Genomic DNA, 22,782 nt, shown 5'->3' with positions numbered 1-22,782 from the left:
TCCCTGTCTACGATTACAACAAGCGTTGATATAGATCGCGGTAGGCGAGCGCAGCGACCTGCCAGCTAAAATCCATCCCCATCGCCTGACGTTGCACATAGCGCCACAGCGAAGGACGAGACCATAAAACAAATGCACGCCGGATAGCGCGCAGTAACGACCAGGCATTGCTATCTTCAAAGCAGAAGCCGCTGGCGATGCCATCGGCAAGGTTTTCCAGCGAGCTGTCGCTCACTGTATCGGCCAGCCCGCCGGTACGCCGCACCAGCGGTAACGTGCCATATTTCAGACCATACAGTTGTGTCAGCCCGCAAGGCTCAAAGCGGCTCGGCACCATAATGATATCCGCGCCGCCCACAATGCGATGGGAAAATGCTTCGTGATAACCGATTTGTACCCCGACACTACCAGGGTGCTCTGCCGCCGCCGCGAGAAAACCCTGCTGCAAGTCCGCATCGCCCTGGCCCAACAGCACCAGTTGCCCGCCTTGAGCCAGTAATCCAGGCAGCGCTTCCAGCACCAGATCCAACCCTTTTTGCTTGGTTAAGCGGCTCACCACGGCAAACAGTGGCACGCTGTCATCCACTTTTAGCCCCATGGTGACCTGCAACTGCCGTTTGTTCTCCGCTTTCGCTTCAACCGTATCGCGGTTGTAACGTGCGCTGAGCAACAGGTCATGGGCCGGGTCCCAGATACCAGGATCAACGCCGTTTAAGATGCCGGTTAAGCGTCCTTCACGCAGGCGCTGGGCCAACAGCGCTTCCATACCGTAACCAAACTCCGGGCGGGTGATCTCCAGAGCATACGTCGGGCTGACTGCAGTAATATGATCGGCATAGAACAGACCGGCTTTCAGGTAGGAGATCTGTCCATAGAACTCCAGCCCATGCATATTGAAGAACGAAGCCGGCAGTTGGATCGCCGCCAGATGATGTGCGGAGAACAACCCCTGATAGGCCAGATTATGTACGGTGAACACCGATTTTGCCGGACGTCCACGCGCTTCCAGATACGCGCAGGTCAGACCGGCGTGCCAGTCATGGGCGTGGACCACATCGGGTCGCCAGAAGGTGTCCAGTCCACAGGCCAGTTCACAGCCCATCCAACCCAGTAACGCAAACCGCAGATAGTTATCGGTATAGGCAAATTGCGATTCATCATGGTAGGGGCTACCCGCGCGCTCATATAAGCCTGGCGCGTCGATCAAGTAGATACCAACCCCATCAAACTGGCCATAGAGCAGGCGCACATAACCGGCAAAGGTTTGCAGCCCCGCCACCTCTTCCACATCCGGGATCCCTTTAAGTAACGCCGGATAGGCCGGAATAAGGACGCGGGTGTCCGTACCCACCGCGATTTGTGCTTGTGGTAATGCGCCGACAACATCCGCTAACCCGCCGGTTTTCAGCAATGGAAACAGCTCAGAACAGACATGTAAAACCTGCATCCTCGACCTCTTAAATCGGTTATCTGGCGCGATCCTCGCGTCAATTGCTTGTGTGTAGTCTTGTTTTTTTACGTCCCGTCTTGCGCCAGCTTCGCCAGCATCAAGCGGGTAACCAAAACAATGCCTTCTTCCGAACGGTAAAAACGGCGGCTGTCTTCGTCGGGGTTTTCACCAATCACCATACCTTCTGGGATCACGCAGGCCCGATCGATAACACAGCGCCGCAAACGACAGGAGCGCCCTACTGTCACATCGGGCAGCAGCACACTGGAGTCAATATTGCAGAACGAGTTAATACGTACACGGGAGAACAGCACTGAGTTAACCACCACCGAGCCGGAAATAATGCAGCCGCCGGAAACCAGTGAATTCATGGTCATCCCATGGCTCCCGGAGCGGTCCTGCACAAACTTCGCTGGCGGCAGCGGCTCCATATGGGTACGAATCGGCCAGCTGTGGTCATACATATCGAGCTCAGGTGTGACTGAAGCGAGATCGAGGTTGGCACGCCAGTAGGCTTCCAGCGTACCGACATCACGCCAGTAAGGGGTGGCGCTGTCATCACTCTGTACGCAAGAGAGAGTGAACGAGTGAGCGTAAGCTTCCCCGCTAGCGACAATTTTCGGCAGCAGATCCTTGCCAAAATCGTGATGGGATTTCTCTTCCAGCAGGTCTTCTTCCAGCAGCTGATAGAGATAAGCGGCGTTAAAGACGTAGATCCCCATGCTGGCTAATGACTGCGTATCGTCACCGGGCATCGCCGGTGGGTTAGTCGGCTTTTCGACAAATCCCACCACTTTATTGCCTTCATCTACCGCCATGACGCCAAACGCACTGGCTTCAGCAATCGGCACCGGCAAGCAGGCAATGGTGCATTGTGCCTGGCTGGCAACGTGATCGAGCAGCATGCGCGAATAGTCCATTTTGTAGATGTGATCCCCGGCGAGGATCACAATGTACTGCGCGCGATAGCGTCGAATGATATCGAGATTCTGCGTCACGGCATCTGCGGTGCCGCGATACCAGTGTTCCGAGGTGAAACGCTGCTGCGCGGGCAGCAGATCAATAAACTCGTTCATCTCTTCGTTGAAAATCGCCCAGCCGCGTTGGATATGCTGCGTCAGCGTATGTGACTGGTACTGCGTGATCACACCAATTCGGCGGATGCCAGAATTAAGGCAGTTAGAGAGGGCAAAATCGATGATGCGAAATTTTCCGCCAAAATGTACCGCGGGTTTAGCGCGTTTGGCAGTGAGATCTCGCAGGCGAGTACCACGCCCGCCAGCAAGGATTAATGCCACGGTTTGAGTAGGGAGCTGACGGGCCAGCATCAGCTGATCGGCTTGTTCTAATTTAACCATGTCTGACTCCTGATGTTTGCTTCTGGAACACGCACACACCGTGTGCGGGACCATGCCAGACAGTAAGCAGGATTGGATTGTCATCCCCGGCGAACGGGGGAACGGCACGCCATTCCCCATCTGGTAAGGTGATGTAACTCACCGACTCCGTGGCATTAATGGTTATTAACCAGTTCTGTGAAAGCAGGATTTGCATTCTGTGCTCCCCCTGCGACCACGCGTCATCCTGAAGGGGTTGGCCGTTGGCATTTAGCCACTGCACATTGCCGTCATCCGGTTGCCACCAGCTATCGGCGGTTAACGCCGGAATACGCTGGCGCAGACGGATAAGTGCCGCGGTAAAATCCACCAGTCCGTTATCTTCATGCCAGTCGAGCCAGCTAAGCTGGTTGTCCTGGCAGTACGCATTGTTATTGCCGTGCTGCGAATGCCCGCGTTCATCACCGGCGAGTAGCATCGGGGTTCCCTGCGCCAGCAGCAGCGTCACCAACAGCGCATGGGTACTCAGACGCCGCCGTTCAGTAATCGCGAAGCTGACGTGCAGTCCCTCTTTCCCGTGATTGTGGCTGTAGTTATTACTGCTGCCGTCGCGGTTCTCTTCGCCATTGGCTTCGTTATGCTTGCGGCTAAAGCTCACCAGATCGCGCAGGGTAAAGCCGTCATGGGCAGTGATCAGGTTGATGGAGGCATGGGGCTGACGATCCTGATGCTGGTAGAGATCGCTGCTGGCGGCAAAGCGGCGGGCGAACTCGCCGTTGCTGAGTTCTCCATGCAGCCAGTAACGCCGTGCAACATCGCGGAAGTGATCGTTCCATTCGCTAAAAGGCGCCGGATAATTTCCTACCTGATACCCTCCCGGACCGATATCCCAGGGCTCAGCAATCAGTTTGACCTGCGACAACAGCGGGCAGGCTTTGATGGCGGCAAACAGCGGCGCGTCCTGGTGATAATCCGGCGTGCGCCCTAACACCGTGGCAAGGTCAAAGCGAAAACCATCCACGTGACAGACGCGAACCCAGTAACGCAGCGCTTCCAGCGCCCAGTTCATGACTTGTGGATGGCTGAGATTGAGCGTGTTGCCGCAGCCGGTCCAGTTTTCATAGGCACCCTGCTCGCTAAGCCAGTAGTAGCTGGCGTTGTCCACCCCGCGCATTGAGAGGGTCGGCCCCTCTTCTTCCAGCTCTGCCGTGTGGTTGAACACCACATCCAAAATCACTTCAATCCCGGCCGCGTGCAGGTTTTTTACCGCCTGCTGGAATTCACGTAGCGGATTGCGGGTGCTGGCATAGCAAGGGTCTACCGCCCACAGGCCAAACGGGTTATAGCCCCAATAGTTGCTCAACCCGAGGCGTAATAATCGCGGTTCACTGGCGAAATGGGCGATGGGCAGTAGCTCCAGCGCGGTGATACCGAGACGTTTAAAATAGGCAATCATCACCGGATGCCCGAGCGCGGCATAACTGCCACGCAATTTTTCCGGGATTTGCGGATGGCGCCGCGTCAAACCGCGTACATGCGCCTCATAGATAACGGTGTTACCCCAGGACGTGCGCAGCGGCTGTGCCTCACCCCAGTCGAAATCCTCTGCTACGACAAGGGATTTGGGCGCAATTTTTCCGCTGTCGAGGCTGTTTTCGCTGTCATAGCGTTCATCATCTTCGACATCACCTTCAATGGCTCGCGCACAGGGATCGACCAGCAATTTTTCTGCGTTAAAACGGTGCCCCTGCTGAGGTTCCCACGGGCCATACACCCGATAGCCGTAACGCTGACCGGGCTTGAGCGCCGGGATATAGCCGTGCCAGATATCGCCAGTGCGGGCGGGCAGCGTGAAACGCTGTTCATCACCACTGGCGCTGAACAGGCAGAGCTCTACCCGCTCCGCATGCTGCGAGAAGAGCGTAAAGTTGACGCCTTTGCCGTCAAAGCTGGCGCCCAGCGGCTCCGCACTTCCCGCCTCAATCATCTATCGGCCTCCCGCACCAACCACAACGTCGCCAGCGGCGGCAGGGTGAGACTGAGTGACTGTGGCCGACCGTGACTGTGGATCTGTTCGCTGTGAACAGTGCCCCCATTGCTCAGGTCACTGCCGTGATAGCCCTTCTGGTCAGTGTTGAGCACTTCGCGCCAACCGCCCGCCTGGTTAATGCCAAACCGGTAATTGTGGCGAGGCACTGGGGTGAAGTTACTGGCAACAATGATTTCATTCCCCTGGCTGTCGCGGCGGACAAAGACAAAGACGGAGTTCTCATGGTCGTCCACCACCAGCCACTCAAAGCCCTGCGGATCGAAGTCCAGCTCATACAGCGGTGAGAAGTGACGATAGGTGGCGTTCAAATCACGTACCAGACGCTGTACGCCATGGTGCCAGTTGTCTTCCCCTTCCAGCAGATGCCAGTCAAGGCTGACGTCGTGATTCCACTCTTTGCCCTGCGCAAACTCATTGCCCATAAACAGGAGTTTTTTACCGGGGAAGGCCCACATCCAGGCGTAGTAAGCGCGCAAATTGGCAAACTTTTGCCATGCATCGCCCGGCATACGATCGAGAATCGACTTTTTGCCGTGTACCACTTCATCGTGCGAGAGCGGCAGGACGAAGTTTTCCGTGTAGTTGTACAACATGCCGAAGGTCATCAGGTTGTGATGGTAGCGGCGATGCACCGGATCGAGCTTCATGTAGTCGAGGGAATCATGCATCCAGCCCAGGTTCCATTTAAACCAGAAGCCAAGACCGCCCGCTTCGGGAGGCCGGGAGACACCATGATAATCCGTCGACTCTTCCGCCACGGTGATGGTGCCGGGAGCCGCTTTACCCAACGAGCGGTTGGTGTAACGCAGGAAAGAGATGGCTTCCAGGTTTTCCCGTCCGCCGTAATGGTTCGGTATCCACTCGCCTTCCGCCCGGCTGTAATCACGGTAGATCATCGAAGCAACCGCATCGACACGCAGACCATCAATGCCGAAGCGCTCCAGCCAGTAGAGGGCATTACCGGCGAGGAAATTACTGACTTCGCGGCGGCCAAAGTTGTAGATCAGGGTGTTCCAGTCCTGGTGATAACCTTCACGCGGATCGGCATGTTCGTATAGCGGAGTGCCGTCGAACTGCGCCAGGCCGAAGTCATCATTCGGGAAATGGCCTGGCACCCAGTCGAGCAGCACATTAATGTCCGCCGCGTGTGCGGCCTCAATGAACTTGCGAAAGTCATCGCGGGTGCCAAAACGGCGCGTCGGCGCGTAGAGGCCCAGCGGCTGATAGCCCCAACTGCCATCAAACGGATGTTCATTGATGGGCAGCAGTTCGATGTGAGTAAAGCCCATCTCTTTCACGTAGGGGACCAACTGTTCTGCCAGCTCTTTGTAGCTGAGCCAGTAGTTGTTGTCAGTGTGTCGCCGCCATGAACCGAGGTGGACTTCATAAATAGAGATGGGTTTGTTGAAGCCGTTCGCCGCTTTGCGGCTTTCGCTCATTTCCGTTTTTGGCGGCAGCCCGCAAATCAGCGAAGCGGTTTGCGGCCGCATTTGGGCTTCCATGGCAAAGGGATCCGCTTTAATGCGCATCCGGCCATTCACGTCGATGACTTCGTATTTATACAGCTGGCCGTTAAATGCGCCGGGAATAAAGAGTTCCCACACGCCCAGTTCGCGGCGAAAACGCATCGGGTGACGGCGGCCATCCCAGAAGTTGAAATCGCCCACCACCGAGACGCGCCGGGCATTGGGTGCCCAGACGGCAAAACGGGTGCCTGTGACGCCATCCACCACGGCGTGGTGTGCCCCGAGGGTTTCATAAGGACGCAGGTGGGTGCCTTCGGCTAATAGCCACGCATCCATTTCCTGGAGGACCGGGCCGAAGCGGTAGGCATCTTCAATCAGGTTTTGTTGCCCATGCCAGGTGACAGCCAACTGGTAGGGAAAAGGATTTTTACGGCGTGGAATGACACCACTGAAAAAACCCCGTGAGTCGATGCATTTCAACTGTGCGCATTTACGCCCGGTTTTCGTTTCAATCACCCACACTTCTGAAGCGTCAGGCAGCAGCGCACGGACTTCTAGCCCATCAGCAGTCTGGTGCATTCCCAATAGTGAAAACGGATCGGCATAATTGCCCGCGAACAAAGCATGGATCGCGTGGGCATCGGGTAGCTCTGACATGACTTTCTTCCTGTGATATTTGGCAGGCGAACCACGCTCCATCAGGAAAACGTCAGTTGCGCTGCTCTTCATTGAGCACTGCGTACACGGCAAGAAAGTGAGCCAATCCATGGGAAAGTATCTTTGCCGCGTACAACAACCATTTACTACGAGAAGCAAAACAGTTAACTACCGGCACAACATGGTTAAATCATAGCTTGGGGTTGCTGGTTGTTTGCAGCAATGTTGAAAATTATTTTAATCGGCGGGGAAACCGTCGACTGGATCACTCAGACAATTCAAGCCTTCCGCTGCGCTTTGCAGAAAAATGCGAGATAAAGCGGAATTTTTGTGAGGTGAAGGCGGGAGTGGTTATGCAGCAGTGGGAAAAGAGAGGGTATCGCCATCCACTCCCACAACTGGGGAGTGGATGTAGCGGGAATTAACCCACCAGCAGACGCAGCATGCGGCGCAGTGGTTCAGCCGCACCCCACAACAACTGGTCGCCAACGGTGAAGGCCGAAAGGTATTCCGGGCCCATGTTCAGCTTACGCAAACGACCAACAGGCGTGCTCAGCGTGCCGGTCACTGCCGCTGGGGTCAGTTCAAGCACGGTGATATCGCGGTCGTTTGGTACCACTTTGACCCACTCGTTGTGCGCTGCCAGCAGCTGTTCAACCTCTGCCAGCGGAACATCTTTCTTCAGCTTCAGGGTAAATGCCTGGCTATGGCAGCGCAGTGCACCAACGCGCACACACAGGCCATCAACCGGGATAATGCTGGAGCTGCCAAGAATCTTGTTGGTCTCAGCCTGGCCTTTCCACTCTTCACGGCTCTGGCCGTTATCCAGCTGCTTATCAATCCATGGGATCAAGCTACCCGCCAGTGGCACACCGAAGTTATCGGTAGGCAGCGTACCGGAACGGGTAAATGCGGTCACATTACGTTCGATATCCAGAATCGCTGAGGCCGGGTTTTGCAGGTCTTTCGCTACGTGGTCGTGCAGCATGCCCATCTGCGTCAGCAGTTCGCGCATATGACGAGCACCACCGCCAGAAGCCGCCTGATAAGTCGCGACAGACGCCCACTCAACCAGGTTATTGGTAAACAAGCCGCCCAGAGACATCAACATCAGGCTCACGGTGCAGTTACCGCCAACAAAGGTTTTGATGCCTTTATCGATACCCTGGCTAATCACCTGCTGGTTGACCGGATCCAGAATGATGATCGCATCATCCTTCATACGCAGCGTCGAAGCCGCATCGATCCAGAAGCCATTCCAGCCGCTTGCACGCAGCTTTGGATAGACTTCACTGGTGTAATCGCCACCCTGGCACGTAATGATGATATCCAGGGCTTTCAGCGCTTCAATGTCAAACGCATCCTGCAATGTACCATTATGCTTGCCGCCGAAATCGGGCGCTGCCTGGCCATGTTGCGAGGTGGAGAAGAAGACCGGATTGATCACATCAAAATCACGTTCTTCGCTCATGCGGGACATCAGCACGGAGCCGACCATACCACGCCAACCAATTAAACCTACATTCTTCATGTCGTGTCCGTCTCTGGCGCATTCGCGCCTGACCTTTACCTGTGGGAAAGAACGCAATGAGGTATTCATCGCGCTCTGTTGATCATAAGATTTACCTGTGACAGTCAACTCTACAAAATGCAGCATTTCTGGCAAGTGAATTAATTCGATTGGCCCGACTTTTTCAGCAGCATTGCTAATGATGCCGCACCGCGTCCGGGAGGACAGGAAAACATATGACTGAAATGATCTCTGCAACCGTGCTTTTATTGCTCATTATGGACCCATTGGGCAATTTACCGATATTTATGTCGGTTTTGAAACATCTGGAACCCAAACGCCGTCGCATCGTGCTGATCCGCGAAATGTTGATTGCCCTGGTGTTAATGCTGCTTTTCTTGTTTGCTGGCGAGCGCATTTTGCAGTTTCTCAACCTGCGCACCGAAACGGTCTCCATTTCTGGCGGCATCATTCTGTTCCTGATAGCCATCAAAATGATCTTCCCGTCTGAGGAGAGCAGCAGCACTGGCTTGCCAGCGGGTGAAGAGCCTTTCCTGGTGCCGCTCGCCATCCCGCTGGTTGCTGGCCCTTCGCTGTTAGCGACCCTGATGCTGCTCTCACATCAATATCCCAACCAGATGGGGCACCTGGTCGGCGCGTTGCTGCTCGCCTGGGGCATTACGGTCAGCATCCTGCTGCTCTCCGGCCTGTTCCTGCGCCTGCTGGGTAATAAAGGCGTTAATGCGCTGGAACGCCTGATGGGGCTGATATTGATCATGCTGGCGACACAAATGTTCCTCGACGGTATTCGCGCCTATCTCAAAATATGAATGTATGGCCAGGGACGGCCAGTCACAAAGTGTGATCGTTTTCGCATTGGGAATTAGGAACATTCCGAATCTGGCGTCATCATTGTTAAGGGTTGTAAATATTTAAATCCGTTCGATATAATCCCCGCCAACCAAGGAGGTGTGTGTGACGGATAATATCGAATCGTATAAAGGAACAGGAATATTCATTATTGTTGAGCGGCTCTATAATCGCGATGCCCCCAGCTGGCACGGTGTCGGTGCATCGATGATTCAGGTTCACAAAATGGTATATCAGCTTTATCGTAAACAGGACGTTTATTTCGAAGGGGAAAAAATCACCCCGGAAAGCGCAACGTTGTGGCAACGGATTAAAATCCTGTCTGGCGCGCAGTTGGTGCAGAAAAATGCGGCGGATAATGAAACCCACTTCGCACTGGCCTATGCGGGCTCGCGTTTTCGCGCTACACCACTCTCAGTAGCCGGTATGGATTCAAAAAATATCCCCGGTTTTCTCACCAAAGAGTACACCTTACCAACGCGTAAAATTCTGGCCTATGGCAGCGATCCGGTGCCCAACGTGAATATTTATGGCCGGGCTGATGCCAGTTTTGTCATGGCGGAAGGTGGCAAAGGTGACCCAACCGCAGCGGCAAAATATGACTTGCAGACTAAGCAGATAAAGCTGGTTGATCCGGTGCATGAACTTCCGGCGCTAATGCGCCAACTGGCCACCTTGAAGGAGAAAAAATGAGAATATCGCCTGGTCGTCTGGTATTCGGCGCGCTGTTTCTTATTTTTGGCTACCTCTCTTACAATCAGGCAGCCAGTATTTTCCTCAGTGATTTCGCCGGAACCATTAGCGATATTCGCAGCATTTTGATCGCCCCGCTGTTTTCAGCCATTTATTATCTGCTTTATTATGTGATTACTGAGGCTATTTTCAGGAAACTGGCTATCTATAAGCCCGGAAAAGAGATCGCATTTAGTGCGCTGTTCTTTGTCGCTAATATTCTGCTGCTGCTGCTCGCCTGTAAATTATTCGCCTGGCAAACTGCGGGTGACCTGGCGGGAACCACAGAATTGATGAATATCGACAATCAGCCGATTGCCATCGCCTATCTGGTCGCCAGCGTAGTGGCTTTCATTCTGTTTACGGTGATACGAAAAAAATGGCGTTAACCGATCTACTCAACCCCATCAAGCACGGTTTCCTGCGCACGTTTAACTACAGTGGTCGGGAAGCCCGCGCCAGCTATCTGGTGTTTGTGGTTTTTCAGGTGGTCTGGTTTTGTCTGTATCTGAAGGGGTTTGCCGCCGGGGATGATGAGATTGGTTTTATCCCCCTGCTGCTGTTTGTGCTGCCTACCCTGGCCTGCGGCAGTCGCCGAATCAATGATGCAGGTTATTCACGAGGTGTGGTGCTGTTACTGCTGGTTGCACCTTATCTGCTATTCCCTTTTCTCGCCTTTCCCGCTTCTGCCAAAGAAAAACCCGCCGGTTAACCGGCGGGCTGTGCATCAGGAGAGCAGCTCAAATGCCACCATGCCAACAATGGCACCGGTAGTACCGAGAATAGTCTCCATCATCGTCCAGGTCTTCAGGGTTTCCCCCTCACTGGCCCCGGTAAAACGGCCAAACAACCAGAAACCAGCGTCATTCACATGACTGAAGATAATTGAACCGCCGCCAATACAGATGGAGAGTGCAGCCAACTGCGCACCGCTGTAGGCCAGAGGCTCAATCACCGGCATGACCAGACCCACAGTGGTCAGGCAGGCCACGGTAGCGGAACCCTGAATAATGCGGATGGCACCAGACAGAATAAAACAGGCCAACGCAATCGGCAGGCCAGCACCAATCAACGCATGTCCTAGCGCCGGGCCAACACCTGAATCCACCAGCACCTGCTTAAATACGCCACCGGCACCAATCACCAGCAAGATAATGCCCGCAGGCTGCAACGCGCTGCCACACACCTGCATCACCTTCTCTTTGCTCATGCCCTGACGATAAGCCAGACCGTAAATGGCCAGCAGGCAAGCGAGTAAAATCGCAATAAAGGGATGACCAATAAACTCCAGCCACTGATAGAGACGTGAGCCTGGCTCGGTAAAGCGGGCACCGATGGTCTTCAAGCCAACCAGAATCAGCGGGAACAGGATCAGCGACAGACTAAAACCAAACGACGGCAGTTGGGCAGCATCAACATCTGGCTGCTTATCTTCTGGCGGAGAGGAGAAAGTCACATGGCGCGAAATAATGCTGCCCCAGAGTGGACCGGCAATCAGCATACCTGGAATGGCCGCACACAGTCCCAGCAGAATCATCCAACCGAAATCCGCGTGCATCTGTGCCGCGAGCAGCATGGGTGCAGGCCCTGGCAACAGAAACGCCGCTGAAGCCGCGACACCAGCAAACAGTGGGATCACCAGTTTAACCAGATTGCCCTGGGTACGACGCGCCACAGCGAAAGCAATGCTGATAAGCAGAACCACGGCCACTTCAAAGAACAGCGGCAGTGCACAAATCAACCCGGCAACCCCCATCGCATAATGCGCACGGTGTTCACCAAAGCTTTTCAGCATACGAATGGCTATCTGATCGACTGCACCGGTTTCATGCAGAATTTTGCCAAACATGGCACCCAGCGCCACCACCACGGCCAGGAAGCCCAGCGTACCGCCCATGCCTTTTTGCATAGTGTCGGCAATGCTGTCCAGTGGCATGCCGGAAAACAGGCCTGCCCCCACCGAAACCAACATCAATGCCACAAAGGCGTGCATCCTGGCTTTCATCACTAAAAACAGCAGCAATAGCACTGAGCCTGCTGCTGTTAACACTAACGTTGCGGTATTCATGTTATCAGCGACCTACCACACTTTTAATGGTCTCAACCGTTGAGGCAACCACCTGTTCAATCGAGGCATTAATCTCTACTACCAGCACATCTTCTTCATCACTACCGGGCTCTTCCAGCGTGTTGAACTGCGTGACCAGCATCTGTGGCTTGAAAAAGTGACCTTTACGCGCTTTAAGGCGTTCTTCGATGGTATCGAAGTCCCCTTTGAGATAGATAAAGCTCAGGTTTTCATTGCCCTTACGCAGAATATCGCGATAACGCTTTTTCAGCGCTGAGCAGACGATGATAGAAATGGCCTGGGTACGCTGCATCGCGAAGGCAGCATCATTCAGGGATTCGAGCCACGGCTGGCGATCGTTATCATCCAGTGGATGGCCTTCCGCCATTTTCAGGATGTTAGCGCGTGGATGGAGGAAATCCCCATCAAGGAAGGCCGTAGTCAGTTGATGAGAGACCTGGCTGGCAACGACGGACTTGCCGCTGCCTGAAACACCCATTAAAACAAAAACATGATGAGAAGACGCGTGCGTAGTCATGTATCAGCTCCGGCAGATAACGATTAATGTTACCGATAACAAACGATGGGCCATTGTCAGGAGCCACCTGCCGAGAGGCAACAAGTTTACCGGGAAAAAGGTGAATATGTGAGCTACGTCATAAAACAACGCGTCAGATACTCTCCCCGACCGTTATCTCAAAACCAACATCAAGTGGCTGTGGCGAATCTCGTTCTCCAGCGATACGCGCCAGCAGCAACGAAGCCGCTTCACAACCCATGCGTTCACGGGGGGTCACCACTGTTGCCAGTCGGGGCGTGATCACATGCGCGATATCATGGCCATGGAAGCCGGCAATCGCCATCTGCTGTGGGATCGCCAATCCCTGTCGCTGGCATTCAAACATCGCCCCAACGGCAAGGTCATCATTGGTACAAAACAGGCTATCTGTTTGTGGGTGGCGGCGCTGTGCTTCACGCAACAGAATGCCACCTGCGGAGAATGAAGAAGCCGCCTCCATCATCACGCTGTTCGGCTGTAGCCCGGCTTCGCACATGGCCAACTCATAGCCACGCTGCTTTTGTAACGTACGCTCATCCAGGCGTGCCCCGAGATACACGGTATGACGATGGCCTTTCTGGATAATTGCGTGGGTCATCTGGCGTGCCGCTTCGATGTTATCAAAGCCCACAGCCATATCGAGACAGGGCGTGACGCAGTCCATTAGCTCCAGCACCGGAATACCGGCAACTTCGAGCATACGTAATGTGCCAGGGGTATGGGTCCGCTCACTGAGGATGACACCGTCAATGTTCCAGCCCAACAGAGAGCGCAGTTGTCGCTCCTCTTTTTCGGCGTTATAACCAAAGTGCGCCACCAGCGTCTGGTAGCCAGCCGCATCCGTGACGCTTTCAATGCCGCGCAGCACGTCGGCAAAGACCTGGTTCGTCAGAGAGGGCAACAGCACGCCAATCGCCCGGCTGGTGGCATTGGAGAGCATATCGGGTGCGCGATTGGGGATATACCCCAGTTCATCCAACGCAGCGGCGATTTTATCCCGTAGCGCCAGCGATACTGATTCAGGGTTACGCAGATAACGGCTAACGGTCATTTTTGTAATGCCGACCTTATCGGCAACATCCTGTAAAACCGGTCTTTTTTTCTTCATGGTCAGGGCTCGTTATACGGTTCTGTCGCGAGTTTAGCATTAAAAACCAGGCGAAAACGTAATGGAGCTCATCTGTGGCGGGAGTAAATTGCAGGCAAAAAAAAAGCCAGCACCCGAGCTGGCTAAGTAATACTGGAAGCAATGTGAGCAATGTCGTGCCTTCTGGGTCTGTCAGGAGACTCCCCGAGAACGCGTGACAATAATAATCATTATCATTCGCGTCTGTAAAGTCTTTTTGAGATTTATTTTCATTTAACCAATCAAGTAAAACCCTTGATGTTAAAGGGGATTTTCACCACAAAGTGCAAGGAGAAGCCCGTTGAGCCCAATCACCGTTCGTCACGTTTTACCCACTGATGCCCCCGCGTTGCAGCATATTTACAGCCAGCCAGATACGCAGGCTAATACGCTACAGCTTCCCTTCCCTGCCTCCCAGTTGTGGCAAGAGCGCATTGCCAATCTGCGTCCCGGCGTACACTCGCTGGTGGCCTGTATTGACGATCGGGTGGTGGGCCAGATAACGCTAGAGGTGGTGGCAACCGCACGCCGCCGCCACACAGCTACGTTTGGGCTCGGGGTGGATGAAGCTTTCCGTGGGCAGGGGGTGGGCAAAGCGCTAATGGCCGCGATTGTTGACCTCTGTGACAACTGGCTCCAGGTAAGCCGCATTGAGCTAACGGTATTTACCGACAATGAGGCGGCAGTCGCGTTGTATCAACAGTTTGGTTTTGCGGTGGAAGGCACAGCCAGACAATACGCAATGCGCCACGGGGTATGGGTGGATGCGTTTTACATGGCGCGTTTGCGCACAAGTGAACTCCCGATGACGTAGCCAGTTTTAATGCGAGCCTGCTTCAGAAAAATTAACCCCGGTTGGTATTCACTTTCCAGATGGGTTTAATGAAGATTTTCTGAGCAGGTCAGTGGCAATGCGGATTCATAAATCAGAATGTAAAGCGTTACGTGCTTCAATGACCAGGGCAGAGAACGTCCTTTGGTATCACTTACGAAATCGCCATTTAGCCGAGAAAAAATTCCGTCGTCAGCATGCAATTGGACCGTTCATTGTTGATTTCGCTTGTATTGCCCACAGGCTGATTATTGAGTTGGATGGTGGTCAACACAACGAAGAAGCGAATAAGCGGTACGACAAGGCCAGGAGTGATTATTTACAGAGATGTGGTTGGACTGTTTTACGTTTCTGGAACCATGAAGTTTTCACTTGCCTTGATGTTGTGCTTCAGGAGATATGGCGCGCACTGGATTCCCATGATACGTCTTTGCCCTCACCCCAGCCCTCTCCCGCAGGCGGGAGAGGGAGTCAGTCCGCTGATTAAGGATGAATACAGTGCCTGAACTGAAGAGTGAACACAGTGCCTGAACTGAAGAGTGAACACAGTGCCTGAGCTGACAGACCTGCAGTCTGATGCAGAGACTCAAATAGCCGCACTAACGGTCCCCTCTCCCTTCCAGGGAGAGGGTTAGGGTGAGGGTTTAATACCCCGCGCTCAAATCATCCACGCTGCGTGGATCGGAAGCACCGTAACGAGTGCCATCCGGGCCAATCATAATGCTCTGCGTACTGCCCATAGCAGGGAGGACTTTCACATGTTGCCCTTTGTCCGTCAGCAGGCGCAACGTATCCGGGCTGAAGCCTTTTTCTACACGCAGTTGGTCTGGCAGCCACTGGTGATGGAAGCGCGGCGCATTGGTCGCTTCCGCCACGTTCATGCCGAAATCAATGGTGTTAAGCACCATTTGCAGCACGGTGGTGATAATACGGCTGCCGCCTGGGCTACCGGTGACCAGCCAGGTTTTGCCATCTTTCACCACGATGGTGGGCGACATCGATGAGAGCGGACGTTTCGCGGGCTGAATGGCATTGGCTTCCCCGCCCACCAAACCATAAATATTCGGAGTCCCTGGCTTGGCCGAGAAATCATCCATTTCGTTGTTCAGCAGAATCCCGCTGTTGCCTGCGACAACCCCACTACCGAAATAGGTGTTCAGCGTGTAAGTCACCGCAACGGCGTTTCCGTCTTTATCCACCACCGAGAAGTGCGTGGTCTGATTACTTTCATAGGGTTCGAGCTTACCGGGTTTGATCTCACTCGACGGACGCGCTTTTGCCACATCAATCTGCTGAGCCAGGGTTTTGGCGTAGGCCTTGCTGGTCAGGGCTTTCACCGGCACATGCACGAAATCGGGATCGCCAAGGTACTCCGAACGATCCGCATAGGCATACTTCTCCGCTTCTGCAATCACCTGCATCGCATCGGCGCTGCCAAAGCCCCATTTTGCCAGGTCAAAGTTTTCGAGGATATTCAGGATCTCAATAATGTGTACCCCACCGGAAGACGGCGGTGGCATCGAATAGACCTGATAACCGCGATAACTGCCGCTGACTGGCTGGCGCTCCACGGCACGGTAAGCCGCCAGATCGGCCTTACCAATCAGGCCATTGTGCTCGGCCATCTCCTGGGCAATCTGGCTGGCTATCACGCCTTTATAGAAGGCATCTGGCCCCTGTTGGGCAATCAACTGGAGGCTATGGGCCAGATTTTTCTGCACCAGTCGATCGCCTTTTTGGTACGGCAATCCATCGGCCTTGTAGAAAATCGCCTTGCTGTTGGGATAGTGGATCAGCGTCTCTTTGCCGTAGGTCTTGAGATCATCCGCCAACGCATCGTTGACGATAATGCCGTCACGCGCCAGGCGAATCGCGGGAGCCAGCAGACGGCTCAACGGCAGGGTGCCATACTCATGTGCCGCTAAGGCAAAGCCTGCCACGGTGCCCGGCGTGCCCGAGGCGAGATGCGAAGTCAGCGACAATTTGCTGTCAGCATTACCCTGCTTATCGAGGAACATATTGCGGCTGGCCCGCGCCGGTGCCATTTCACGGAAGTCGATAGAGGTGGTGTGGCCGGAAGCAGTGCGCAGCAGCATAAAACCGCCGCCACCAAGATTACCCGCCTGGGGGTGCGTAACTGCCAGGGCAAAACCTACGGCAATCGCCGCATCTACCGCATTGCCGCCCTGGCGCAAGATATCCACCCCAACCTGCGTCGCCATCGCATCGACAGAAGCCACCATGCCATGCTGAGCGGTGACCGGATGAAAAGTATCACTGTTGACGCCATAGGAAACCGGCGGTGGAGCGGCCAGCGCCCCTTGAATAACCGTAAAGCTCATCAATGCGCACCAGCTCAGCTGGCGTAATGTTGTCCTTATTCTCATCCCTTCCTCGCCCTTTTCAGTTGTTTACACTTTGTTAGATTTATTCAACTCTTTATAAATAAAGCAAAATGTTTGCCGCTTCGCCAGATTTAGGTGTACTCCTGGAGAGGCGAAGATTGTGAAGGTCTAAACTGGTATCAGTAGTCGACCTTGGGTGCGGCTGCGATTGAGGAGAAAATCTGATGAAAAGATGGCTGATTATTTTGGCCGCGCTGCTGCCACTCAGCGGCATGGCAAGTATGCTGAACCCTTCAGATAACGCCAATAATCTGAATAATCCAAATCGCCCTGGCTATACCAACCCCAGCCAGCAGCGGATGCAAAATGAGATGCAGGTACAGCAGCAACAGCAGAAATTGCGGCTGCAACAGCAACAACAGCAGGAGCAACAGCAGTTGCAGCGCAAAATGCAGGAACACCGTGATAGCGCCCGGCAGCGCATTATTAATTCACAGCCGGGGCATAAGCAGAATTAACGGAAGTCGGGGCCGATGATGTCGATGCGATCGGTGCAGATGGCATCTACGCCCCATGCCAGTAGCTCACTGGCACGCTCTGGGCTGTTGACGGTGTACACCAAAATCCTCAGCCCGGCCTGTTTGATCGCCGCGGTACGCTCAGCATTTAACAGGCGATGATTCAGGTGCAGCGAGACGCACTTCAGGGCGGAGGTCATCTCTTCCCAGTTGTCATGCCACTCGTCCAGCAGCAGACCGCGCGGTAAATCGGGCTCAGCCTGCATCGCAGCTTCCAGCGCCTCGTAGGAAAACGAGGAGAGCAGCGGATCGGTTTGCCCTTGCCATAACTGACGTGCCGCCTGCGCCACCTGCCGCCCGGTTTCAGTTTCCACGCCGGTCGTCGGTTTAATTTCAATGTTAGCCATCATGCCATGCTGTAGGCAACGTGCCGCCACGGCGGCCAACTCCGGCAGCCGCTCGCCGCTGAAAGTCGCACTGTACCAGCCGCCTGCATCCAACTGTTGCAGTTTATTCCACGGTAAATCACCGGCCACGCCCCAGCCATCGCTGGTGCGGTCCAGCGTGTCGTCATGCAGCAGGAAGATATGATTATCCTGCGATAGCTTGGCATCAAACTCGATCATGGTATGGCCATATTCTGCGCCAACATCAATCGCCGCGAGGGTGTTCTCCGGGGCTAATTTGCCGCCACCGCGATGGGCGACAATGTGCGGGTAAGGCCAGTTTTGCATAGTTAATCCAGACGCTTTCCGTGAGTTGAGTCGAAGTAGTGTAACGCATCCTGCGGCAGATGCAGCCACAGTACGCTGCCAGCCGCAGGCCGCTCAGTATGTGGCAGGCGTACCACCAGACGGCTGCTGCCAATGCGACCGTGGGCGAGGTTATCTGCGCCGAGGATCTCCAGCGTTTCGACTTCCATTGGGATTCCCCCCGCTTCGCGGCTGCTGACCTGAATATGCTCCGGGCGGATGCCCAGCGTCACTTCATGTCCAGCCCAGCGGGTTTTCCCTTCGCCCAGCGGCAGCGCGTGCTGTGCATCGAGTTGAAAATGGCTGCCCGCCTGGCTGATTTGCCCTTTGAGCAGGTTCATCGCCGGGGAACCAATAAATGAGGCAACAAACAGGCTGGCCGGTTTCTCGTAGACTTCGACGGGCGTACCGACCTGCTCGACGATCCCTTTGTTCATGACCATCACCCGCTGCGCCAGCGTCATCGCTTCCACCTGGTCGTGGGTGACGTAGAGGCTGGTGGTTTTCAGACGGCGATGAAGCTGTTGCAGCTCGAGCCGCATTTGTACGCGCAAGCGGGCATCCAGGTTCGATAGCGGTTCATCAAACAGAAATACCGCAGGCTCACGCACAATGGCGCGTCCCATCGCCACACGCTGACGTTGCCCGCCAGAGAGTTCGCGCGGGCGACGGCTGAGCAGCGGTTCCAGCTCCAGGCTGCGCGCCGCCTCGACCACCCGTTCGCGTACCTGCGCTTTGCTCATGCCGCGAATTTTCAGGCCGTAGCCCATGTTCTCTTCCACCGTCATGTGCGGATAGAGCGCGTAGTTCTGGAACACCATCGCAATACCGCGATCTTTCGGTTCCATCTCCGTCACACGCTGGCTGTCGATATAGATATCGCCTGAGGTGACGCGTTCCAGCCCGGCGACCATGCGCAGCAGCGTGGATTTACCGCAGCCGGAAGGCCCGACCATCACCATGAATTCACCGTCGTTAATGGTGATATCCAGCGGTTGAATGATCTGGTTTTTACCATCATAGGATTTGGTTACTGTCTGAAGGGTTACCGCTGCCATTTATTTTTCACTCTCCACCAGGCCACGCACAAAGGCGCGCTGCATGACCATTACCACCACCACGGGCGGGATCAGGGTTAATAACATTGCTGCCATCACTTCGTTCCACTGGGTGGGCGATCCACTGGTGGAGATCATGCTTTTGATCCCCGCCACCGCCGTGCCCAGATGAGGATCGCTGACGATCAGCAGCGGCCAGAGATACTGGTTCCAGCCGTAGATAAACGTAATGACGAAGAGCGCTGCGAGGTTGGTCTTCGACAGCGGAAGCACCACATCACGGAAGAAGCGCATTGGGCCAGCGCCGTCTATGCGTGCCGCTTCAATTAATTCATCCGGCAGTGACATAAAGAACTGGCGGAACAGGAAGGTCGCGGTAGCCGAAGCCATCATCGGTAGTGTCAGGCCGCTGTAGCTGTCGAGCAGGTTGAGATCGGCGATCACCTGCACAGTCGGGAAGATACGCACTTCAACCGGGAGCATTAACGTGACGAAGATCAGCCAGAAAAACAGCGTGCGCAGTGGAAAACGGAACCATACCAGCGCAAAGGCGGAGAGCATCGAAACGGTGATTTTGCCCACGGTAATGCCCAACGCCATCAGTACGCTGTTTAACAACATGATGCTAAATGGAGGGCCGCTGCCGTTCACGCCCTGTGTCCAGATGCGTGAGATGTTTTCCCACAGATGCGTTCCAGGGATCAGCGTCATCGGCACCCGATATACCGCGTCGTTGTCCAGCGTTGCCGCGACAAACGCCACATACAGCGGGAACAGGATCGCCAGTAAAGCGAGAATGAGCAGAGTGTGGCTGAAGATATCCAGCCCACGACGATTTTCAATCATTGGTAACGCACCTTACGCTCGACAAAGCGGAACTGGAATACCGTCAGGCCAATCACTAATAGCATCAGTACCACTGACTGCGCCGCTGAAGAGGAGAGGTCGAGGCCGGTGAATCCTTCACGGTAAATCTTGTAGATTAACGTGGTTGTCGCCTGTACCGGGCCACCGCCCGTGGCCGCATCGATCACCGGGAAGGTGTCAAAGAAGGCATAGATCAGGTTGACCACCAGCAGGAAGAAGCTCACTGGCGTGATTAACGGCAATGAGAGCTGGAAGAAGCGCCGCACTGGTCCGGCACCATCAATGGCTGCCGCTTCCACCAGTGATTTCGGGATCGACTGTAATGCAGCGAAGAAAAACAGGAAGTTGTAGCTCATCTGCTGCCAGATGGACGCCAGTACCACCAGGAACATCGCCTGCCCGCTGTTCTGGGCGAAGTTCCAGTTGTAGTGCAGTTGGTTATTGAGGATGTAGCTGATGAGCCCGAGGCCAGGGCTGAACAGGAACATCCACATTACTGCCGCCACCACCGGCGCAACGGCGTACGGCAGCAGGAACAGGGTTTGGTAGAGTTTTTTCAGTCTGACGACGTAGTCCACCAGCGCGGCCAGCAGCAAAGAGAAGCCCATGCCGCAAATTGTGACCAGCGCACTGAATTTAATGGTGACCCAGAAGGTGTCGAGATAGAGGCCATCACTGAATAGCCGTTTGAAGTTTTCCAGACCGACAAAGGTGCTGGAGATGCCAAACGGGTCGATATTCTGTAGCGAGTACCACAGTGCTTCTCCGGCAGGCCAGAGGAAGAAGATCGCAGTAATAATCAGTTGCGGCAGTACCAGCAAGTAGGGCAGCGGGCTGGTGCGAAACACCGGGCGAGAGGAGGACATAGGCGAGTTCCGTAAACCTGAAAATGCAGGGCCAGCAGCGGCTGGCCCTGAAGGCGGATTATTTCACCTGCTGTTCGAAACGACGCAGCAGTTCATTCCCGCGTTTTACCGCGTTATCCAGTGCAGTCTGTGGTGACTGTTTCCCGGTCCAGACGCCTTCCAGTTCCTCATCCACAATGGTACGGATCTGCGGCATGTTGCCGAGGCGCATACCTTTGGTGAATGGCAGAGGATCTTTGTTTAGCATCTGACGCGTGGCAATGTCAGCACCTGGGTTTTTGTCGTAGAAGCCCTGCTGTTTCGTCAGTTCATAGGCAGCGGTAGTAATCGGCAGGTAGCCGGTTTTCTGGTGCCATTCTGCTGCGATATCCGGCTGGGCAAGGAATTGCATGAATTCAGCAACGCCTTTGTAGGTGTTGGCATCTTTGCCTTTCATAACCCACAGGCTGGCTCCACCGATGATGGCGTTCTGTGGTGCATTTGGCACGGTGTCGTCGTACGGCATCATGCCGACACCAAAGTTAAATTTGGCGTAGTGTTTAATGTCGGCCAGTGAACCGGATGAAGCCATTGTGATGCCGCAGTCGCCGTTGTAGAACTTGGCGGTTGGCTCATCTTTACGGCCGTAGTAGGTAAAATCACCTTTTTTGTTCATGTCTTCCAGCAACTGGATGTGACGCACCTGGATCGGTTTGTTGAACTCCAGTACGGCGTCAGTGCCATCGAAGCCGTTGTTTTTCGTTGCCACTGGCAGGCCATGCCAGGCGCTGAAGTTTTCGATCTGGATCCAGCCTTGCCAGCCGCTGGCGTAACCGCAGGTCATGCCCGCTTTGCGCAGTGCATCGGCATCTTTCGCCAGTTCCTGCCAGGTTTTCGGCGGTTGATCCGGATTCAGACCCGCTTTTTTGAACGCGTCTTTGTTGTAGTAGAGCACCGGCGTGGAGCTGTTAAACGGCTGAGAGATCAGCTGGCCATTGCTGTCGCTGTAGTAACCTGCGACTGCTGGCACAAACTGTTTGGCATCCATTGGCACGCCTGCGTCTTTAAACACGTCATGTACCGGGACGATGGCTTTAGACGCCATCATGGTGGCGGTGCCCACTTCGTAAACCTGTAAAATGGCCGGTGCTTTACCGGTACGAACTGCCGCAATACCTGCCGCCAGGCTCTGTTCGTAGTTGCCTTTGTAGACAGGTACGATTTTGTAGTCTGGGTGCGTCTGGTTAAAACGTTGCGCCAGAGAATCAACTTCTTTGCCTAACTCGCCTTCCATTGAGTGCCAGAAAGGAATTTCAGTGGCAGCCAGCGCATTGCCGCTTACCGCCATTCCCAGTAGGACACTCATCAAGCCACGACGAAAAGTAAACACGGACATATTGTTTTCCTGTGCAGGTAGGTACGCGCGAATTCACGCATTTTTTGTTCGCGAAGTAACATGACACGCAAATATGATAGAAAAATAACTGAAATGTGACCGAGATATGACACACAGAAAATCACCGCCCAGCTTAAGAAAAGCTTATGTTTCATCACGTTTCAGCACATTTCTCTGTGCAGGGAGGACGGGTTGGGTTTGTGCGCTTCAGGTTGGCAAGGTGCGGGTTGGGTTCGTGCGTTTCAGTCGCAGATGGTGCGGGCAGTATTCGTGCGTTCCAGTCGCAGATGGTGCGGGCGGTATTCGTGCGTTCCAGTTGGGATAGTGCGGGTTGGGTTCGTGCG

General features: G+C 54.5%; 21 protein-coding genes. 7 read left to right on the top strand and 14 right to left on the bottom strand.

The window, feature by feature from the left end; translation table 11 throughout:
• Window positions 1-13: 13 nt before the first annotated feature.
• The 5 genes from glgA to asd form a co-directional block, all read right to left on the bottom strand.
• Window positions 14-1,447, bottom strand: coding sequence for a glycogen synthase GlgA (glgA, locus tag B880_RS0123900; protein ID WP_017349989.1), 1,434 nt, complete (start codon window positions 1,445-1,447; stop codon window positions 14-16).
• A 68-nt stretch (window positions 1,448-1,515) separates the two neighbouring features.
• On the bottom strand, window positions 1,516-2,808 hold the full coding sequence (glgC, locus tag B880_RS0123895) for a glucose-1-phosphate adenylyltransferase (protein WP_017349988.1): 1,293 nt from the start codon (window positions 2,806-2,808) through the stop codon (window positions 1,516-1,518).
• Window positions 2,801-4,774: a glycogen debranching protein GlgX gene (glgX, locus tag B880_RS0123890; protein ID WP_017349987.1), complete on the bottom strand. Its 1,974-nt coding sequence runs from the start codon at window positions 4,772-4,774 to the stop codon at window positions 2,801-2,803. The genes glgC and glgX overlap by 8 nt, the downstream gene beginning before the upstream one ends.
• On the bottom strand, window positions 4,771-6,960 hold the full coding sequence (glgB, locus tag B880_RS0123885) for a 1,4-alpha-glucan branching enzyme (protein ID WP_017349986.1): 2,190 nt from the start codon (window positions 6,958-6,960) through the stop codon (window positions 4,771-4,773). The genes glgX and glgB overlap by 4 nt, the downstream gene beginning before the upstream one ends.
• 421 nt (window positions 6,961-7,381) lie before the next feature.
• On the bottom strand, window positions 7,382-8,491 hold the full coding sequence (asd, locus tag B880_RS0123880; protein WP_017349985.1) for an aspartate-semialdehyde dehydrogenase: 1,110 nt from the start codon (window positions 8,489-8,491) through the stop codon (window positions 7,382-7,384).
• Between the two features lie 215 nt (window positions 8,492-8,706).
• Here asd and B880_RS0123875 point away from each other — a divergent pair, with 215 nt between their 5' ends.
• The 4 genes from B880_RS0123875 to B880_RS0123860 all read left to right on the top strand — a co-directional run bounded on the left by B880_RS0123875 (window position 8,707) and on the right by B880_RS0123860 (window position 10,784).
• Complete coding sequence (locus B880_RS0123875; protein ID WP_017349984.1) at window positions 8,707-9,300, top strand: YhgN family NAAT transporter; 594 nt, start codon at window positions 8,707-8,709, stop codon at window positions 9,298-9,300.
• 145 nt (window positions 9,301-9,445) lie between these two features.
• Entirely contained in the window at window positions 9,446-10,033 is a 588-nt protein-coding gene (locus B880_RS0123870; RefSeq protein ID WP_017349983.1) for a hypothetical protein, read from the top strand.
• Window positions 10,030-10,461 (top strand): hypothetical protein, encoded by a 432-nt coding sequence (locus B880_RS0123865; protein WP_017349982.1) that lies wholly within the window; start codon window positions 10,030-10,032, stop codon window positions 10,459-10,461. The genes B880_RS0123870 and B880_RS0123865 overlap by 4 nt, the downstream gene beginning before the upstream one ends.
• Window positions 10,452-10,784, top strand: a complete 333-nt coding sequence (locus tag B880_RS0123860) for a DUF805 domain-containing protein (protein ID WP_017349981.1) — start codon at window positions 10,452-10,454, stop codon at window positions 10,782-10,784. The genes B880_RS0123865 and B880_RS0123860 overlap by 10 nt, the downstream gene beginning before the upstream one ends.
• A 15-nt stretch (window positions 10,785-10,799) precedes the next feature.
• Here the strand turns inward: B880_RS0123860 and gntU are convergent, their stop codons facing one another.
• The 3 genes from gntU to gntR all read right to left on the bottom strand — a co-directional run bounded on the left by gntU (window position 10,800) and on the right by gntR (window position 13,807).
• Window positions 10,800-12,140 (bottom strand): gluconate transporter, encoded by a 1,341-nt coding sequence (gntU, locus tag B880_RS0123855; RefSeq protein WP_017349980.1) that lies wholly within the window; start codon window positions 12,138-12,140, stop codon window positions 10,800-10,802.
• A 4-nt stretch (window positions 12,141-12,144) separates the two neighbouring features.
• On the bottom strand, window positions 12,145-12,678 hold the full coding sequence (gntK, locus tag B880_RS0123850; RefSeq protein WP_017349979.1) for a gluconokinase: 534 nt from the start codon (window positions 12,676-12,678) through the stop codon (window positions 12,145-12,147).
• Window positions 12,679-12,811: 133 nt separating this feature from the next.
• Window positions 12,812-13,807 (bottom strand): gluconate operon transcriptional repressor GntR, encoded by a 996-nt coding sequence (gene gntR, locus B880_RS0123845; RefSeq protein WP_026042880.1) that lies wholly within the window; start codon window positions 13,805-13,807, stop codon window positions 12,812-12,814.
• Between the two features lie 319 nt (window positions 13,808-14,126).
• Between gntR and B880_RS0123840 the strand changes: the two genes are divergently transcribed.
• Window positions 14,127-14,639, top strand: a complete 513-nt coding sequence (locus B880_RS0123840; RefSeq protein ID WP_017349977.1) for a GNAT family N-acetyltransferase — start codon at window positions 14,127-14,129, stop codon at window positions 14,637-14,639.
• A 97-nt stretch (window positions 14,640-14,736) separates the two neighbouring features.
• On the top strand, window positions 14,737-15,144 hold the full coding sequence (locus tag B880_RS25540; RefSeq protein ID WP_036646759.1) for an endonuclease domain-containing protein: 408 nt from the start codon (window positions 14,737-14,739) through the stop codon (window positions 15,142-15,144).
• 157 nt (window positions 15,145-15,301) lie between these two features.
• Here B880_RS25540 and ggt read toward each other — a convergent pair whose 3' ends face one another.
• Window positions 15,302-17,044, bottom strand: a complete 1,743-nt coding sequence (ggt, locus tag B880_RS0123835; protein ID WP_026042879.1) for a gamma-glutamyltransferase — start codon at window positions 17,042-17,044, stop codon at window positions 15,302-15,304.
• 182 nt (window positions 17,045-17,226) lie between these two features.
• Here ggt and B880_RS0123830 point away from each other — a divergent pair, with 182 nt between their 5' ends.
• The gene (locus B880_RS0123830) at window positions 17,227-17,520 is read left to right on the top strand and encodes a DUF2756 domain-containing protein (RefSeq protein ID WP_017349974.1); all 294 of its coding nucleotides are present in this window, start codon (window positions 17,227-17,229) and stop codon (window positions 17,518-17,520) included.
• Here the strand turns inward: B880_RS0123830 and ugpQ are convergent.
• Genes ugpQ through ugpB form a run of 5 tightly spaced genes read right to left on the bottom strand, consistent with a single transcriptional unit; the run spans window position 17,517 to window position 22,438 of the window.
• Window positions 17,517-18,254, bottom strand: a complete 738-nt coding sequence (ugpQ, locus tag B880_RS0123825) for a glycerophosphodiester phosphodiesterase (protein ID WP_017349973.1) — start codon at window positions 18,252-18,254, stop codon at window positions 17,517-17,519. The genes B880_RS0123830 and ugpQ overlap by 4 nt on opposite strands.
• A 2-nt stretch (window positions 18,255-18,256) precedes the next feature.
• Window positions 18,257-19,330 (bottom strand): sn-glycerol-3-phosphate import ATP-binding protein UgpC, encoded by a 1,074-nt coding sequence (locus B880_RS0123820; protein ID WP_017349972.1) that lies wholly within the window; start codon window positions 19,328-19,330, stop codon window positions 18,257-18,259.
• Entirely contained in the window at window positions 19,331-20,176 is an 846-nt protein-coding gene (gene ugpE / locus B880_RS0123815) for a sn-glycerol-3-phosphate ABC transporter permease UgpE (protein ID WP_017349971.1), read from the bottom strand.
• Window positions 20,173-21,063, bottom strand: coding sequence for a sn-glycerol-3-phosphate ABC transporter permease UgpA (gene ugpA, locus B880_RS0123810; protein ID WP_017349970.1), 891 nt, complete (start codon window positions 21,061-21,063; stop codon window positions 20,173-20,175). Before ugpA ends, ugpE begins: the two co-directional genes overlap by 4 nt.
• Before the next feature lie 58 nt (window positions 21,064-21,121).
• The gene (gene ugpB, locus B880_RS0123805; protein ID WP_017349969.1) at window positions 21,122-22,438 is read right to left on the bottom strand and encodes a sn-glycerol-3-phosphate ABC transporter substrate-binding protein UgpB; all 1,317 of its coding nucleotides are present in this window, start codon (window positions 22,436-22,438) and stop codon (window positions 21,122-21,124) included.
• Window positions 22,439-22,782: the final 344 nt, after the last annotated feature.

This window comes from Pantoea sp. A4 (assembly GCF_000295955.2).
In the GTDB taxonomy this organism is placed as follows: domain Bacteria; phylum Pseudomonadota; class Gammaproteobacteria; order Enterobacterales; family Enterobacteriaceae; genus Pantoea; species Pantoea multigeneris.
The sequence above is the reverse complement of the archived record's forward strand: the minus strand, read 5'-3'. Positions and strand labels throughout refer to the sequence as shown.